At 72.0% G+C, this 14,629-nt stretch carries 16 protein-coding genes; 13 read left to right on the top strand and 3 right to left on the bottom strand.

All coding sequences use genetic code 11. From position 1 onward, the window contains the following. The 4 genes from AB0O48_RS09885 (at nucleotide 1) to ribH (ending at nucleotide 3,170) form a co-directional block, all read left to right on the top strand. Nucleotides 1-639, top strand: a complete 639-nt coding sequence (locus tag AB0O48_RS09885; RefSeq protein WP_365064489.1) for a riboflavin synthase — start codon at nucleotides 1-3, stop codon at nucleotides 637-639. Further along, nucleotides 639-1,325, top strand: a complete 687-nt coding sequence (pnuC, locus tag AB0O48_RS09880) for a nicotinamide riboside transporter PnuC (protein WP_357254869.1) — start codon at nucleotides 639-641, stop codon at nucleotides 1,323-1,325. The genes AB0O48_RS09885 and pnuC overlap by 1 nt, the downstream gene beginning before the upstream one ends. A 76-nt stretch (nucleotides 1,326-1,401) precedes the next feature. Further along, nucleotides 1,402-2,667: a bifunctional 3,4-dihydroxy-2-butanone-4-phosphate synthase/GTP cyclohydrolase II gene (locus AB0O48_RS09875; protein ID WP_357254870.1), complete on the top strand. Its 1,266-nt coding sequence runs from the start codon at nucleotides 1,402-1,404 to the stop codon at nucleotides 2,665-2,667. A 2-nt stretch (nucleotides 2,668-2,669) separates the two neighbouring features. After that, nucleotides 2,670-3,170: a 6,7-dimethyl-8-ribityllumazine synthase gene (ribH, locus tag AB0O48_RS09870; protein ID WP_357254941.1), complete on the top strand. Its 501-nt coding sequence runs from the start codon at nucleotides 2,670-2,672 to the stop codon at nucleotides 3,168-3,170. Nucleotides 3,171-3,207: 37 nt separating this feature from the next. Here ribH and AB0O48_RS09865 read toward each other — a convergent pair whose 3' ends face one another. Genes AB0O48_RS09865 through AB0O48_RS09855 form a run of 3 tightly spaced genes read right to left on the bottom strand, consistent with a single transcriptional unit; the run spans nucleotide 3,208 to nucleotide 5,653 of the window. Then, on the bottom strand, nucleotides 3,208-3,951 hold the full coding sequence (locus AB0O48_RS09865) for an amino acid ABC transporter ATP-binding protein (RefSeq protein ID WP_357254872.1): 744 nt from the start codon (nucleotides 3,949-3,951) through the stop codon (nucleotides 3,208-3,210). 2 nt (nucleotides 3,952-3,953) lie between these two features. Next, the gene (locus tag AB0O48_RS09860; RefSeq protein ID WP_357254873.1) at nucleotides 3,954-4,799 is read right to left on the bottom strand and encodes an amino acid ABC transporter permease; all 846 of its coding nucleotides are present in this window, start codon (nucleotides 4,797-4,799) and stop codon (nucleotides 3,954-3,956) included. Continuing rightward, nucleotides 4,796-5,653 carry an ABC transporter substrate-binding protein gene (locus tag AB0O48_RS09855; RefSeq protein ID WP_357254874.1) on the bottom strand — a complete coding sequence of 286 codons (858 nt, stop codon included), beginning with the start codon at nucleotides 5,651-5,653 and terminating at the stop codon, nucleotides 4,796-4,798. The genes AB0O48_RS09860 and AB0O48_RS09855 overlap by 4 nt, the downstream gene beginning before the upstream one ends. Before the next feature lie 117 nt (nucleotides 5,654-5,770). On the opposite strand from AB0O48_RS09855, the gene AB0O48_RS09850 reads away from it, so the two are divergent. From AB0O48_RS09850 to pheT, 9 genes are all read left to right on the top strand, one after another. Continuing rightward, entirely contained in the window at nucleotides 5,771-6,052 is a 282-nt protein-coding gene (locus tag AB0O48_RS09850) for a phosphoribosyl-ATP diphosphatase (protein ID WP_355030129.1), read from the top strand. A 50-nt stretch (nucleotides 6,053-6,102) separates the two neighbouring features. Continuing rightward, complete coding sequence (hisG, locus tag AB0O48_RS09845; protein ID WP_357254876.1) at nucleotides 6,103-6,948, top strand: ATP phosphoribosyltransferase; 846 nt, start codon at nucleotides 6,103-6,105, stop codon at nucleotides 6,946-6,948. Between the two features lie 421 nt (nucleotides 6,949-7,369). Then, a complete protein-coding gene (locus AB0O48_RS09840) occupies nucleotides 7,370-7,843 on the top strand; it encodes a PH domain-containing protein (RefSeq protein WP_357254878.1) in 474 nt (157 codons plus the stop codon). 493 nt (nucleotides 7,844-8,336) lie between these two features. After that, complete coding sequence (infC, locus tag AB0O48_RS09835) at nucleotides 8,337-8,987, top strand: translation initiation factor IF-3 (RefSeq protein ID WP_357254880.1); 651 nt, start codon at nucleotides 8,337-8,339, stop codon at nucleotides 8,985-8,987. A 20-nt stretch (nucleotides 8,988-9,007) separates the two neighbouring features. Next, nucleotides 9,008-9,202 (top strand): 50S ribosomal protein L35, encoded by a 195-nt coding sequence (rpmI, locus tag AB0O48_RS09830; protein ID WP_110566082.1) that lies wholly within the window; start codon nucleotides 9,008-9,010, stop codon nucleotides 9,200-9,202. A gap of 32 nt (nucleotides 9,203-9,234) precedes the next feature. After that, nucleotides 9,235-9,627 (top strand): 50S ribosomal protein L20, encoded by a 393-nt coding sequence (gene rplT, locus AB0O48_RS09825; RefSeq protein WP_007458417.1) that lies wholly within the window; start codon nucleotides 9,235-9,237, stop codon nucleotides 9,625-9,627. Between the two features lie 29 nt (nucleotides 9,628-9,656). After that, nucleotides 9,657-10,508 (top strand): RNA methyltransferase, encoded by an 852-nt coding sequence (locus AB0O48_RS09820; RefSeq protein WP_357254882.1) that lies wholly within the window; start codon nucleotides 9,657-9,659, stop codon nucleotides 10,506-10,508. Nucleotides 10,509-10,726: 218 nt separating this feature from the next. Next, nucleotides 10,727-11,794: a phenylalanine--tRNA ligase subunit alpha gene (pheS, locus tag AB0O48_RS09815; RefSeq protein ID WP_357254884.1), complete on the top strand. Its 1,068-nt coding sequence runs from the start codon at nucleotides 10,727-10,729 to the stop codon at nucleotides 11,792-11,794. Between the two features lie 40 nt (nucleotides 11,795-11,834). Next, on the top strand, nucleotides 11,835-14,381 hold the full coding sequence (pheT, locus tag AB0O48_RS09810; RefSeq protein WP_365064479.1) for a phenylalanine--tRNA ligase subunit beta: 2,547 nt from the start codon (nucleotides 11,835-11,837) through the stop codon (nucleotides 14,379-14,381). The last annotated feature ends 248 nt before the right edge of the window (nucleotides 14,382-14,629 follow it).

Genomic DNA, 14,629 nt, shown 5'->3' with positions numbered 1-14,629 from the left:
ATGTTCACCGGCATTATCGAGGAGTTGGGCGACATCGTCCGGGTCACGGCCACGGCGGGTGATTCCGCGCGTGTCGCCGTGCGCGGTCCGCTCGTCACGTCCGACGCCCGGCACGGCGACTCCATCGCCGTCAACGGCGTCTGCCTGACCGTCGTGGACGTCACCGACGGGGTCTTCACCGCCGACGTGATGGGCGAGACGCTGCGCCGCTCCGCGCTGGGCGCGTTGAACGTCGGCGACCGGGTCAACCTGGAGCGGGCCGCCGCCCTCGGCAGCCGGCTCGGCGGGCACCTGGTGCAGGGCCACGTCGACGGCGTCGGCGAGCTGATCTCCCGGGAGCCGGCCGAGCAGTGGGAGACCGTCCGGTTCCGCCTGCCCGCCGCGCTGTCGCGGTACGTGGTGGAGAAGGGCTCGATCACCATCGACGGCGTCTCGCTGACCGTGGCCGAGGTGGGCGCGGACGAGTTCGCCGTCGGGTTGATCCCGACCACGCTCGCGCTGACCACGCTCGGCGCCAAGGGTGTCGGCGACCCGGTCAACCTGGAGGTCGACGTGCTGGCCAAGTACGTCGAGCGGCTGCTCGGCGACCGGCTCACCGACGCTCGCCCGACGGCCTCGACCCTGGGCGAGGTGGCCTGATGGGTCCGCTCAGCTGGCTGCTGGACGCCCAGGTGCAGGTGGCCGGCTCGCCGGTGCTGCTCCGGGAGATCGTCGGCAACGCCTTCGGGCTGGTCTCCGCGCTGCTCGGGCTGCGCCGGCTGGTCTGGGCGTGGCCGGTCGGCATGGTCGGTAACGCGCTGCTGCTCACCGTCTTCCTCGGCGGGGTGTTCGCCACCCCGCAGGAGCACGACCTGTACGGGCAGGCCGGCCGGCAGGTGTTCTTCTTCGCGGTCAGCGTCTACGGCTGGTGGCGCTGGCAGTCGAACCGTCGCGCCGACGCCGGTCAGGCGGCGGTCGTCCCGCGCTGGGCCACCGGGCGGGAGCGGCTGATGCTGCTGCTGGCCGCGGTGGTCGGCACCGCCGCAGCGTACCCGGTGCTCAAGGCACTGGGCTCCTGGGGTCCGCTGCCCGACGCCTGGATCCTCACCGGCAGCCTGCTGGCCACCTACGGCATGGCTCGTGGCTGGGTGGAGTTCTGGCTGCTGTGGATCGCGGTGGACGCCGTCGGCGTGCCGCTGCTGCTGCGTGGCGGCTTCTATCCGTCGGCGGTCATGTACCTGGTCTACGGCGCCATCTGCGCCTGGGGCTTCGCCGCCTGGTGGCGCACCTCGCGCGCCACCCGACCGGCCCCGGTCCGTCCCACCTACACGGAGGCCGTCGCATGAGCGAGCGGAGCGAGCGAATCAGCAGGTTCAACGCCGTGGTGGGTCATGACGCCATGGAACGAAGTGGAGTGGCGGCATGACCAGTTTTGGGAGCATCGAGCAGGCGATCGCGGAGATCGCCGCCGGCCGGCCGGTCGTCGTGGTCGACGACGCCGACCGGGAGAACGAGGGCGACCTGATCTTCGCGGCCGAGCTGGCCACGCCGGAGCTGATGGCGTTCATGGTGCGCTACACCTCCGGGTACGTCTGCGTGGCGTTGACCGAGAGCGAGGCCGACCGCCTCGACCTGCCGCCGATGCACCACACCAACCAGGACCGGCGGGGCACCGCCTACACGGTGACCGTGGACGCCCGGGAGGGGGTCAGCACCGGCATCTCGGCGGCCGACCGCGCGCACACCAGTCGGCTGCTCGCCTCGGCGGCGACCGACCCGACCGACCTGTCCCGGCCCGGACACGTGGTGCCGCTGCGCGCCCGCGAGGGCGGGGTGCTGCGGCGACCCGGGCACACCGAGGCGGGGATCGACCTGACCCGGCTCGCCGGTCTGCGCCCGGCGGGCGTGCTCTGCGAGCTGGTCAACGACGACGGCACCATGATGCGGGTGCCGGACCTGGAGAAGTTCTGCGCCGAGCACGGCCTCGCGCTGATCACCATCGCCGACCTGGTCGCCTACCGGCGGCGTACCGAGAAGCAGGTCGAACTGGTCGCGGACGCCCGGATGCCCACCCGGCACGGGGTGTTCCGGGCGCTCGGCTACCGTGCCGAGCACGATCCGGCCGAACACGTCGCCCTGGTGCTGGGTGACCTCGGCGACGGCCAGGACGTGCTGGTCCGGGTGCACTCGGAGTGCCTGACCGGGGACGTGTTCGGCTCGCTGCGCTGCGACTGCGGGCCGCAGTTGGACGCCGCGTTGGCCCGGGTCGGCCGCGAGGGCCGGGGCGTGGTTCTCTACGTCCGCGGACACGAGGGGCGCGGCATCGGGCTGTTGCACAAGCTGCAGGCGTACCAGTTGCAGGACGCCGGCCGCGACACCGTCGACGCCAACCTCGACCTGGGCCTGCCGGCCGACGCCCGCGACTACGGCACCGGCGCCCAGATCCTCTACGACCTCGGCGTGCGCTCGATGCGCCTGCTGACGAACAACCCGGCCAAGCGGGCCGGGTTGGAGGGGTACGGGCTGACCATCACCGGCCGGGAGGGGCTGCCGGCCGGCGCGCACCCGGAGAACCTGCGCTACCTGCGCACCAAGCGGGACCGGATGGGTCACCTGCTGGACGAGTTGGACGAGGTGTCCGAGGCGCCGCTGGGGCGCCCGGTCGCCAACGACGAGATCGGAGCATGACGATGGCGGGTTTCGGTGAGCCGGGAGTCGACGCGGTGGACGCCGCGGGGCTGACCGTCGGGATCGTGGCCGCCCGGTGGCACGGTGACCTGACCGACCACATGCTGGAGCGGGCCGTGGCCGCCGCCGAGGCGTGCGGGGCGCGGTCGGTCGTCGCCCGGGTCGCCGGCTCGGTCGAGCTGCCGGTGGTGGCGCAGGCCCTCGCGCGTCGCTGCGACGTGGTGGTCGCGCTCGGCGTGGTGGTGCGCGGTTCCACCGCCCACTTCGACTTTGTCTGCCGCTCGGTGACCGACGGGCTGACCCGGGTGGCGCTGGACGAGGGCAAGCCGGTGGCGCACGGGGTGCTGACCGTGGAGACCATCGAGCAGGCCCGCGACCGGGCCGGTCTGCCCGGCTCGGCCGAGGACAAGGGCTGGGCCGCCACGGTGGCCGCACTCGACGCGGCGCTTGCCGTACGAACCGTCGCGGCGGGCAACGCCCAGCGGGTCGGCTTCGGCGGCTGACGTCCGTGCCGCCCCGGTCGTCTCCGGGGGCGGGCCCTCAGAGACGACCGGCCTCGATGATCCGGTGCAGGAACTGCCGGGTCCGCGGCTGGGTCGGCTCGCCGAACACCTGCTCCGGCGGGCCGCTCTCGACGACCCGCCCGGCGTCGAGGAAGCAGACCTGGTCGGCGACCTCCCGGGCGAAGCCCATCTCGTGGGTGGCCAGCACCATCGTCATGCCGTCGGCCTTCAGGTCCCGGATCATCGCCAGCACCTCGCCGACGAGTTCCGGGTCCAGCGCGGAGGTGATCTCGTCGAGCAGCATCAGTCGAGGTGAGTTCGCCAGTGCCCGGACGATCGCCACCCGCTGTTGCTGCCCGCCGGAGAGCCGATCCGGGTAGGCGTCCGCCCGGCCGCCCAGACCCACCCGGTCGAGCAACTCCCGGGCCTGCGCCTCCGCCTCCGCACGATCCCGCCGGTGTACGCGCCGCGGCGCGAGGGTGATGTTGTCCAACACGCTCAGGTGCGGGAACAGGTTGTACGCCTGGAACACCATCCCGATCCGCCGGCGGACGCGGTCCGGGTCCACCCGGGGATCGGAGATGTCCTCCCCGTCCAACTCGATGGTGCCGTCGTCGAGCTCCTCGAGGAGGTTCACACAGCGCAGCAGGGTGGACTTACCCGAGCCGGAGGCGCCGATCAGCGCGACCACCTGATGCTCGGCGACCGTCAGGTCGAGCTGGTCGAGCACGACCTGACCGCCGAACTCCTTGCGCAGGCCCCGGCACCGCAGCACCGCCATGGTCAGCCTCCCGACTGTCGGCGGGCCGCCCGCAGCGTCACCCAGTCGGTGACCGCGATCAGCGGGATCGCGAGCAGCACGAAGAGCACCCCCGCCACGATGTACGGCGTGTAGTTGAAGGTCTGGGCGGTGGCGATCTGGGCGGCCCGGACCGCGTCGATCGGCCCGGCGAGCGAGACCAGCCCGACGTCCTTCTGCAACGCCACCACGTCGTTGAGCAGCGGTGGCGCCACCCGGCGGACGGCCTGCGGCAGGACCACGTGCCGCATGGTCTGCCGGTAGGTCAGGCCCAGCGAACGGGCCGCGGCGAGCTGGCTGGGATGCACCGACTCGATGCCGGCCCGGAACACCTCGGCGAGATATCCGCCGTAGGTGAGGACCAGGGCGAGCCCGCCGAGCACCAGCGCCGGCGGCATGCCCTGTAGGCGCAGGCCGGGCACACCGAGGGTGAGCACGTACAGCACGATGATCAGCGGCAGACCGCGGAAGGTGTAGGTGTATCCGGCGGCCAGCGCCCGGACCGGAAAGAAGATCGGGCCGCGCAACGTCCGCAGCACCGCGATCACCAGCCCGAGCGCCAGCGCGCCGACGGCACAGCAGACCAGCAGTCGGACGTTGAGCCAGAGCCCGCCCAGCACCGCCGGCAGCGCGTCGGCGGCGATCGCCGGGTCCAGGAACGACTGCCGGACCCGGTCCCAGCCGGGCGCGCCGGTCAGCGCGACGACCAGCAGCGTGCCGAGCGCCGCCGTGGAGCAGGCCGCGACCAGCACGCTGTAGACGGTCTGCCGATGCCGGTACGCCGACCGCCGGCGCTGCGCCTCGGAGGGAACGTGTTCGAGCAGGGTCACCGCAGCTCGGCCGCCCCCGCGACCTGCGCGAGCCACTTCTCCTCCAGCTGCTTGAGCGTGCCCGCCTCGGTGAGCTGACCGACCGCGCCGGTGACGCAGGGGGTCAGTGGCGAGTTCTTGTCCAGCAGCAACCCGAAGGCCTCGGGCGCGCCGACCTGCGGCACCTGCCCGACGATAGTCGCGTCGGTGATCTCCGCGCCGGTGATGTAGAAGGCGGTCGGCAGGTCCACCACCAGACCGTCGATCTGCCCGTTCTGCAGGGCCTTCTTGGCGTCGTCGTTGCTGTTGTAGACCTGGGGTTTGCTGGCGGGCTTGAGCACGTCGACGATCGCCTGGTGGCTGGTGGTGCCGACCTGGGCGCCGAGTCGGGCGTCACGGAGTTCCGCCAACGACTTCCGGCCGGCGATCTTGGACGACTTCAACGCGATCACGGTCTGCCGGACCAGGTAGTACGGCGCGGAGAAGTCGACCGCCCGCTTGCGCTCGTCGGTGATGGAGACCTGGTTGATGTCGAAGTCGAAGGCCTTCGGCCCGGGTGCGATGGCGGTGTCGAACTTGACCCGGGTCCAGGAGACGTCCGCGCGGGCGTAGCCGAGCTTCTCGGCCACCGCGTACGCGACGGCGGATTCGAAGCCCTCGCCGTTGTCCGGCTTGTCCTTGACGAACCACGGCTCGTACGCGGGCTGGTCGGTGGCGATGGTGAGCTTGCCCGGCGTCCGCGTGGGCAGGCTGTCCTTGGCGCAGGACGGCGCGGTGACAGTGGGGGTCGGCTCCTTCTGTGGCGCGCATCCGGCGGTGGCGACGACGGCGGCACCGGCGAGGGTGAGCGCGAGGAGACGTGAGCTGCTGGCCATGGCCGACAGCGTAGAGGTATCGACCAGTCTGCTTGGGGTTTTACCCCACCGTGTTGATAGGGAATTGTCCGCTTGCTGGATTTCGGCGGACCCGGACGTGGGGTGCCGCCCCGGTGGCTGGAAGAATCGTCCACCGTGAAGACGTTCGAGGAGTTGTTCGCCGAGCTGCAGGCCAAGGCCGCCGCCGGCACCCCGGGCTCGGGCACCGTCGCCGCCCTGGAGAAGGGCGTGCACTTCATCGGCAAGAAGGTCGTCGAGGAGGCGGCCGAGTCGTGGATGGCCGCCGAGCACGAGGGGCCGGAACGCACCGCCGAGGAGATCTCCCAACTGCTCTACCAGGTCCAGGTGCTCATGCTCGCCAGTGGTCTCGACCTCAAGGACGTCTACCGACATCTGTGAGTGCATCCCCACCCGTTGATCGCCATCCGGATCGAAGGAGCACTCCCGTCATGCTGCGTGTCGCCATTCCCAACAAGGGCACCCTGGCCGAGCCGGCCGCCCAGATGCTGCGTGAGGCGGGCTACCGCCAGCGCACCGACCCCAAGGACCTCGTCTGCCGCGACGAGGCCAACGACGTCGAATTCTTCTACCTGCGCCCCAAGGACATCGCCACCTACGTCGGGTCCGGTGACCTCGACCTCGGGATCACCGGCCGGGACCTGCTGATCGACTCGGCCGCGCCGGCGGAGGAGGTCGTCGACCTCGCCTTCGGTCAGGCCACCTTCCGCTTCGCCGCCCGCCCCGACGACATCGCCTCGGTGCAGGACCTGGGCGGGCACCGGATCGCCACCGCGTACCCCGGGCTGGTCGAGCGGCACCTCGGCGAGGTGGGCGTCAAGGCCGACGTGATCCGCCTCGACGGCGCGGTGGAGAACGCCGTACGCCTCGGCGTCGCCGACGTGATCGCGGACGTCGTGGAGACCGGCGCCACCCTGCGTCAGGCGGGCCTCGTGGTGTTCGGTGAGCCGCTGCTGCGCTCCTCGGCGGTGCTGGTCCGCCGCGCCGCCGCGCCGGCCCACCCGCAGGCCGCGCAGCTGCTGCGTCGCCTGCACGGTGTGCTGGTCGCCCGCCGCTACGTGATGCTCGCCTACGACGTGCCGGCGGGTCTGCTGGAACGGGCCAGCGGGCTCACCCCCGGCATCGAGTCGCCCACGGTGTCGCCGCTGCACCGCGAGGGCTGGGTGGCGGTGCAGGCGATGGTGCTCCGCGACGACGTCCACCGCATCATGGACGAGCTGTACGAGCTGGGCGCCCGCGCCATCCTCGTCACCAACATCCACGCCTGTCGCCTCTGACCGTCGGCATCCACCGCTCGACCCCGGCGGTTGATCAACTCGGTTTCGCTAAGCGGGGGTGTCCGAATGCCTGGGACACCCCCGCTTCGCCGATGCCGAGTGGATCTGTCATTCGCGCCGCCGCGGGGTTCGAGGCGGTGGTGTCGACGCCCGTGGTGGACGCCCGGCCCGCGCAAGGTCGCGCTCGATCATTGATGTAGTGGCCTCCAGCGCCACCGAGGCCACTACATCCCGGATCAAGCACGATCTTGCGCGGGCGGCACGATCTTGCGCGGGCGGCGCGATCTTGCGCGGGCGGTGCGGCTTGCGCGGGCGGTGCGGCTTGCGCGGGGCGGCGCGGCTTGCGCGGGGCGGTGCGGGCTGAGCGGTGGCTCGGCGGGTGGTGCGCTCGACGGGCGGGTGCGGATGGCAGACTGGTGGGGTGAGTGACACCGAACTGGTCCACCTGAAGCCCCGTCGCATCCGCGTGGTCTGCTGGTCGGCGGCGGTCGCGCTGGTGGTCGTGTTCGGCCTGGTCGCCACCTCGCTGAGCGGGCCGACCGGCGACGGTTACGGCAGCTTCCAACGTGGCGACCAGATCGCCATGATCGGCCTGGGCATCTTCGGCGCGCTGGGCTTCCTGCTGTTCACCCGTCCGCGGGTGGAGGCCGACGCTCGCGGCATTCGGGTCCGCAACGTCATCAGCTCCTACGAGCTGCCCTGGGAGGTTGTCCGGGGAGTCCGTTTCGACCGGGGCGCCCCGTGGGCCAGCCTGGAGCTGCACGACGACGATCTCCTGCCGATGGTCGCGCTGCAGGCCGCCGACAAGGAGCTGGCCGTGGACGGGGTCCGCGCGCTGCGGCGACTGCACGAGGCGCACCAGGCCCGTCTCGCCGAGCGTGCCAGCGGCCGCTGAGCCGACCCCCAGCTGTCCAAGATCCGAGCAACAACACCGAAACTGCTGCCTCACGCCCGCCGGAGGCAGCACTATCGCCGATGTTGCGCGGATCTTGACGCGCCGTGCGCCGCGCGCCGGCAGGGCGGGGTCGACCGTCCGGGAGCGCGGCGGGTAGGCCCAGCGTGGCGGGGGTGTGCCCGGTTTGAGGCCAGCCGGGGCGCGGGTGTAGTGTTATCGAGTCGACCGGGCTGTCTCCGCATGCGAGCAGGCAGCCTTGAAAGCGGAGCGCCTGCTCCCACCCGAGTCGCCGCTACGGTGGCCGGGTCCGGTCACCGGTTCCGGGCACGTCCCGGCACCGGACGTGTGATCCTGTGATCGCACCGACCGGTCGAGCGGGCCCTGGCATGCGCCGGGGCCTTCTGCTTTCCAGGTCGGTTCCCGCCTGGGAGCCGCCGGGGTCGGTACCTGAGCAGAAACGACTCGAGGAGGCCCCATCAGCGTCGAACCACGCGTGAACGAGCAGATCCGGGCACGTGAGGTCCGACTGGTCGGCCCCGAGGGTGAGCAGGTGGGCATCGTCCCGCTGGAGCGCGCCCTTCAGCTGGCCGCGGACGTCGATCTGGACCTGGTCGAGGTTGCGCCGATGGCGCGCCCGCCGGTGTGCAAGCTCATGGACTTCGGCAAGTTCAAGTATGAGAGCGCACTCAAGGCGCGCGAAGCGCGGCGTAACCAGCAGCAGACCGTCATCAAGGAAATGAAGCTTCGGCCGAAGATCGACCCGCACGACTACGAGACCAAGAAGGGTCACGTGGTGCGGTTCCTCAAGGCGGGCGACAAGGTCAAGGTGACGATCATGTTCCGTGGTCGCGAGCAGAGCCGCCCGGAGCTGGGTTACCGGCTCCTGCGCCGGCTCGAATCCGAGATCACGGACCTGGGATACGTCGAGGCCGCCCCCAAGCAGGACGGCCGAAACATGATCATGGTTCTCGCTCCGCACCGGGCCGTCAAGGCCTCCGCGGTCGCCGCCACGGCGTCCCGCGGTGCACCTCGGGACCGGGCAGCGGATGAGTCCGCCGCTCCGGAAGCCGATGAGACCGCGGCGGTCGGCGAGACCGCAGCAGCCGGTAACACCGGCCTCGCCGCCGACACCAGCGGCGAGTAACAGGGGAGAAGACGTTCCACATGCCGAAGATGAAGAGCCACACGGGTATGGGCAAGCGGGTCAAGGTGACCGGCCGTGGCAAGATCGTGGCCGAGCAGGCCGGCAAGCGCCACCTGTTGGAAGGCAAGTCTTCCACCCGTACCCGCCGGTTGACCGGCACGGTCGAGGTGGCCAAGGCTGACGTCAAGCGCATCAAGAAGCTGCTCGGCCGCTGACGCGCGCCACCTTTACGTTTTAAGGAGTTGAGATGGCACGCGTCAAGCGGGCTGTAAACGCCCAGAAGAAGCGTCGTACCCTGCTGGAGACCGCGAGCGGTTACCGCGGTCAGCGCTCCCGGCTGTACCGCAAGGCCAAGGAGCAGGTGCTGCACTCGATGCAGTACGCCTACCGGGACCGTCGCGACCGCAAGGGCGACTTCCGGCAGCTGTGGATTCAGCGGATCAACGCGGGCGCCCGGGCCAACGGGATGACCTACAACCGTCTGATCCAGGGCCTGCGTCTGGCTGGCATCGAGGTCGACCGCAAGATCCTGGCCGACATGGCTGTCAACGACGCCGCTTCCTTCGCGGCGATCGTGGAGCTGGCCCGGGCCGCGGTCACGGCCGAGGGCACCGGCGGCGCGGCGGCTCAGGCCGCCTGATCCCCACGCACCAGAGCGAGGCGTCTCCCGTGTCGGCACCGCCGTCCGGGGGGCGCCTCAATCGTGCCGGAGGAACGCACATCATGGCCTTCACCCCGCGTACCCCCAGGGTTGTCGCCGCCCGGCGGTTGCAGCGCCGGCGCGACCGCGACGCCACCGGCCGGTTCCTGGCCGAGGGACCGCAGGCGGTCCGCGAGGCCCTGGCGCGGCCGGGGGTGGTCACCGAGCTGTTCGGTACGCCCGCCGCGCTCGACCGGCACCCGGAGTTGGCCGCCACGGCGGCCCGCGCCGACGTGCCCGTCTCCGAGATCACCGACGACGCCCTCGCCGCCCTGACCGAGACCGTCGCCCCGCAGGGGCTGGTCGCGGTCTGCCAACACCTCGACGTGTCGTTGGAGCAGGCCCTCGCGAATGCGCCCCGGCTGGTGGCGGTCCTCGCCGAGATCCGCGACCCCGGCAACGCCGGCACGGTGTTGCGCACCGCCGACGCCGCCGGCGCGGGTGCGGTGATCTTCGCCGGCGACGCCGTCGACCCGTACAACGGCAAGTGCGTGCGGGCGTCGGCCGGCAGCCTCTTCCACGTCGACGTGGTCCGCGCGCCGGACCCGGTCACGGTGGTCGACGCGCTGCGCGCCGCCGGGCTGTCGATCTTCGCCACCACGGGGTACGGCGACAGCGACCTGGACGACCTGACCGACTACGGTCGGCTCGTCGGGCCCACCGCCTGGTTGTTCGGCTCGGAGGCGCACGGCCTGCCCGAGGAGTTGACCGCGGCGGCCGACGCCCGGGTGCGGGTGCCGCTGTACGGGCGCGCGGAGAGCCTCAACCTGGCTGCCGCGGCGGCGGTGTGCCTGTACGCTTCAGCGAGAGCACAGCGCTGAGGTGATCGTGCCCGGCGTGACTGACAGCAGGGGAGAGCGTCCGCCCATGAACGCGACACGGCGTTCGTTTAGCCAGCCCGCCGGTGTCGGCGGGCGGCGGGCCTGACCTGCTCCCTGCACAACTCCTACCGGCGGGCTGCGGCGAAGCCGCGCGTCCGTAGACTCGCCTAGCCGCCCCGGTGAGGGCTGGCGCCGCCGTGAGGGAGTGCCCGTACGCCATGAGCTACCGAAACGATCCGTACGACCCGAAGCAGGTCGCCCTGCTCGACCCCGCCGCCCTGGACGAGGCTGTCGCGGACGCCACGAAGGCGTTCACGGCCGCCGCCGACCCGGACGCGTTGACCGCGCTGCGCTCGGTGCACCTGGGGGACCGGTCGCCGGTCTCCCTCGCGCGCCGCGAGATCGGCGCGTTGCCGCCGGCCGCGAAGTCCGACGCCGGTAAGCGGGTCAACGAGGCCCGCCGGGCGATCGAGACCGCGTACGCCGACCGCGCCGAGGTGCTGGAGCGTGAGCAGGCCGAGCGGGTGCTGGTCGAGGAGCGGGTGGACGTCACCCTGCCCTACGACAGGCGTCCGCGGGGTGCCCGGCACCCGCTGAGCGTCCTGATGGAGTCGATCAGCGACCTGTTCGTCGGGATGGGCTACGAGGTGGCCGAGGGTCCCGAGGTCGACCTGGAGTGGGTCAACTTCGACGCGTTGAACATCCCCGCCGACCACCCGGCGCGCGGGTTGATGGACACGTTCCACATCGCGCCGGAGGGGTCCGGGCTGGTGCTGCGAACGCACACCTCCACGGTGCAGACCCGCACCATGCTCAGTCGGAAGCCACCGATCTACGTGATCGTGCCCGGCCGCGTCTACCGCACCGACGAGATCGACGCCACCCACAGCCCGGTGTTCCACCAGGCCGAGGGCCTGGTCGTCGACAAGGGCATCACGATGGCGCACCTGCGGGGCACCCTCGACCACTTCGCCCGGGCGATGTTCGGTCCGGAGGCGAAGACCCGGTGGCGGCCGCACTACTTCCCGTTCACCGAGCCGTCGGCAGAGTTCGACGTGTGGTTCCCGGAGCACCGCGACGGCCCGCAGTGGGTCGAGTGGGGTGGCTGCGGGATGGTCAACCCGCGGGTGCTGCGCGCCTGCGGCGTCGACCCGGAGGTCTACTCCGGCTTCGCGTTCGGGATGGGCATCGACCGGACCCTGATGGTCCGGCACGGGGTCAGCGACATCCGCCATCTCTTCGAGGGCGACGTGCGGTTCAGCCGCGCGCTCGGGACCGGGGCGTAGGCGATGCGGGTACGAGACACGGGAACGGTGGTCTGACGTCATGCGAGTTTCTGTCAGTTGGCTCCGGGAGTACGTCGATCTCCCCGCCGACCTGCCCACCGGTGACCTGGAGCAGGCCCTGGTCGACCTCGGCATCGAGGTCGAGTCCGTGGTGGACCTGGCCGGGGCGGTCACCGGTCAGCTCGTCGTCGGCGAGGTGCGGGAGATCGAGGAGCTCACCGGCTTCAAGAAGCCGATCCGCTTCTGCCGGGTCGACGTGGGTGCCGCCAACGGCACCGGCGAGCCGCAGGAGATCGTCTGCGGGGCGCGCAACTTCGCCGTCGGTGACCGGGTCGTGGTGATCCTGCCCGGCGGTGTGCTGCCCGGCGGCTTCGCGATCGGCGCCCGCAAGACGTACGGGCACAACTCGGCGGGCATGATCTGCTCGGCGAAGGAGCTGGGTCTGGGCGACGACCACTCCGGCATCATCGTGCTGGGGCCGGAGGTGACGGCCAAGCCGGGCGACGACGCGCGCCCGGTGGTCGGCCTCGACGATGTCGTGTTCGACCTGGAGATCACCCCCGACCGGGGGTACGCGCTGAGCCTGCGCGGCCTGGCCCGGGAGCTGTCGCACGCCTTCGACGTGCCGCTGCGCGACCCGGCCCTGACGCCCGCGCCGGGCGGCACCGAGACGCCGGCGTACCCGGTGGAGGTCCGCGACACGGTCGGCTGCGACCGGTACACCGCCCGCCTGGTCCGCGGCGTCGACCCGAACGCGCCCACACCGTCCTGGATGGCCCAGCGACTCGTCACCGCCGGCATCCGCAGCATCTCGCTGCCGGTCGACATCACCAACTACGTGATGCTGGAGCTGGGCCAGCCGATGCACGCCTTCGACGCCGACCGGATCGCCGGGCCGCTGGTGGTTCGCCGTGCCGAGGCGGGGGAGAAGCTGACCACCCTGGACGGCGTCCACCGGGTGCTCACCGCCGACGACATGGTGATCTGTGACGACACCGGGCCGATCTCGCTCGCGGCGGTGATGGGCGGCGAGACCAGCGAGGTCGTCGCCGGCACCACCACCGTGCTCTTCGAGGCCGCGCACTGGGACCCGGCGATGGTCGGGCGTACGGCTCGCCGGCACAAGCTGTTCAGCGAGGCCGCGAAGCGCTGGGAGCGGGGCGTCGACCCGGCCGTGGCGCTCGTCGCGCTGGAGCGTGCCGTGCGGCTGCTCACCGAGCACGGCGGGGGCACCCCGAGCGCGGAGATCCTGGACATCGACCACGTCCGGCCGCGTACCCCGATCACGCTGCCGGCGGACCTGCCGACCCGGCGGGTCGGGGTTGAGTACCCGCCGGCGCGGGTGGTGGCCCTGCTGGAGCGGGTGGGCTGCACCGTCGCGCAGGGCGACGACCGGTTGCTCGAGGACCCGGGCGCACTCGGTCTGGCCAGCGGCGCCGGGGCGGCGCTGAGCGTCACCCCGCCGACCTGGCGGCCCGACCTGACCGACCCGGCCGACCTGGTCGAGGAGGTGGTCCGCCTCGACGGGTACGACAAGGTGCCGTCGGTGCTGCCGACCGCGCCCCCCGGCCGCGGCCTGACCCCGCGGCAGCGTCGCCGCCGCGCAGTCGCCGGGTCCCTCGCCGAGCGGGGGTACGTGGAGGTGCTCGCGCACCCGTTCGTGTCGCCGGAGCTGGCCGACCAGCTCGGCCTGCCCGCCGACGACGCGCGCCGGCCCGCCGTGCGACTGGCCAACCCGCTGTCCGAGGAGGAGCCGCTGCTGCGCACCACGCTGCTTGGCCCGCTGCTCGGCATCCTCAAGCGCAACCTCGGCCGGGGTCACCGCGACCTCGCCCTCTACGAGATCGGCGCGGTCTTCCACCCGCGCGTCGGTGCCGGCAGCCCGCCGGAGATGGGCGTGGACCGGCGTCCCACCGACGCGGAGTTCGCGGCCGCCGACGCGGTGGTGCCGGCGCAGCCGGTGCACGTCGCGGTGGTGCTCGCCGGCGACCTTGACCCGACCGGCTGGTGGGGTGCGGGTCGACCGGCCGGCTGGGCGGACGCGATCGAGGCGGCCCGGGACGTGCTGGCCGCCGCCGGGATCCCCGACGAGCGGGTCGAGGTGCGCGCGGCCGAGTACGCGCCGTGGCACCCCGGCCGCTGCGCCGAACTGCGGGTCGACGACACGGTCGTCGGGCACGCCGGTGAGCTGCACCCGGTGGTGGTCGCGGCCCTGGAACTGCCCCGGCGCACCTGCGCGATGGAGCTGGACCTCGACACGCTGCCGCCGACCCCGGTGACGCCCGCGCCGACGGTGTCCGGCTTCCCGCCGGCGCTCATCGACGTGGCCCTGGTCGTGGACGACTCGGTGCCGGCGGAGCAGGTGCGCCGAGCGCTGGAGGCGGGCGCCGGCGAGCTGCTGGAGGACGTGCGGCTGTTCGACGTCTACTCCGGAACGCAGCTCGGTGAGGGGCGCCGGTCGTTGGCGTACAAGCTGACCTTCCGGGCGCCGGACCGGACGCTGACCGTCGAGGAGGCGGTCGCGGCACGGGACGCGGCGGTCGCCGTCGCGGCGGAACGCCTCGGCGCTACTCTGCGCGGCGCATAACGGGACCGTCCCACAATCTCCTAATCCGTGGGTTCGGGTTCGAATCCCTGACGGCGCACCAACGATCAAGGCCCTGACCTCGGTCTTATCCTGGGTCAGGGCCTTTTCGTCTCCTTGCCGATGGCCCGTTGCGGCGTGGTGCTGGAGTCAGCGGCGTTGCACCGCGCTGCTACCCCTACGCTGGCGGTATGAGGGAACCCAGCGCGGATCGGACCTACGCCACGCCTGGCGACCTTCCGCTGCCGGCT

Source organism: Micromonospora sp. NPDC085948 (assembly GCF_040686315.1).
Classification (GTDB): domain Bacteria; phylum Actinomycetota; class Actinomycetes; order Mycobacteriales; family Micromonosporaceae; genus Micromonospora.
Note: the sequence above shows the minus strand (reverse complement) of the source record. Positions and strands in the feature narration are given on the sequence as shown.

Excerpts from the sequence above, each read along its gene's own strand:
- AB0O48_RS09875 (WP_357254870.1), top strand. The coding sequence starts at position 1,402 with ATGACCAGTTTTGGGAGCATCGAGCAGGCGATCGCGGAGATCGCCGCC.
- rplT (WP_007458417.1), top strand. The coding sequence starts at position 9,235 with ATGGCACGCGTCAAGCGGGCTGTAAACGCCCAGAAGAAGCGTCGTACC.
- pheS (WP_357254884.1), top strand. The coding sequence starts at position 10,727 with ATGAGCTACCGAAACGATCCGTACGACCCGAAGCAGGTCGCCCTGCTC.
- AB0O48_RS09855 (WP_357254874.1), bottom strand. The coding sequence starts at position 5,653 with ATGGCCAGCAGCTCACGTCTCCTCGCGCTCACCCTCGCCGGTGCCGCC.
- pheT (WP_365064479.1), top strand. The coding sequence starts at position 11,835 with ATGCGAGTTTCTGTCAGTTGGCTCCGGGAGTACGTCGATCTCCCCGCC.
- AB0O48_RS09865 (WP_357254872.1), bottom strand. The coding sequence starts at position 3,951 with ATGGCGGTGCTGCGGTGCCGGGGCCTGCGCAAGGAGTTCGGCGGTCAG.
- AB0O48_RS09885 (WP_365064489.1), top strand. The coding sequence starts at position 1 with ATGTTCACCGGCATTATCGAGGAGTTGGGCGACATCGTCCGGGTCACG.
- hisG (WP_357254876.1), top strand. The coding sequence starts at position 6,103 with ATGCTGCGTGTCGCCATTCCCAACAAGGGCACCCTGGCCGAGCCGGCC.
- rpmI (WP_110566082.1), top strand. The coding sequence starts at position 9,008 with ATGCCGAAGATGAAGAGCCACACGGGTATGGGCAAGCGGGTCAAGGTG.
- pnuC (WP_357254869.1), top strand. The coding sequence starts at position 639 with ATGGGTCCGCTCAGCTGGCTGCTGGACGCCCAGGTGCAGGTGGCCGGC.
- ribH (WP_357254941.1), top strand. The coding sequence starts at position 2,670 with ATGGCGGGTTTCGGTGAGCCGGGAGTCGACGCGGTGGACGCCGCGGGG.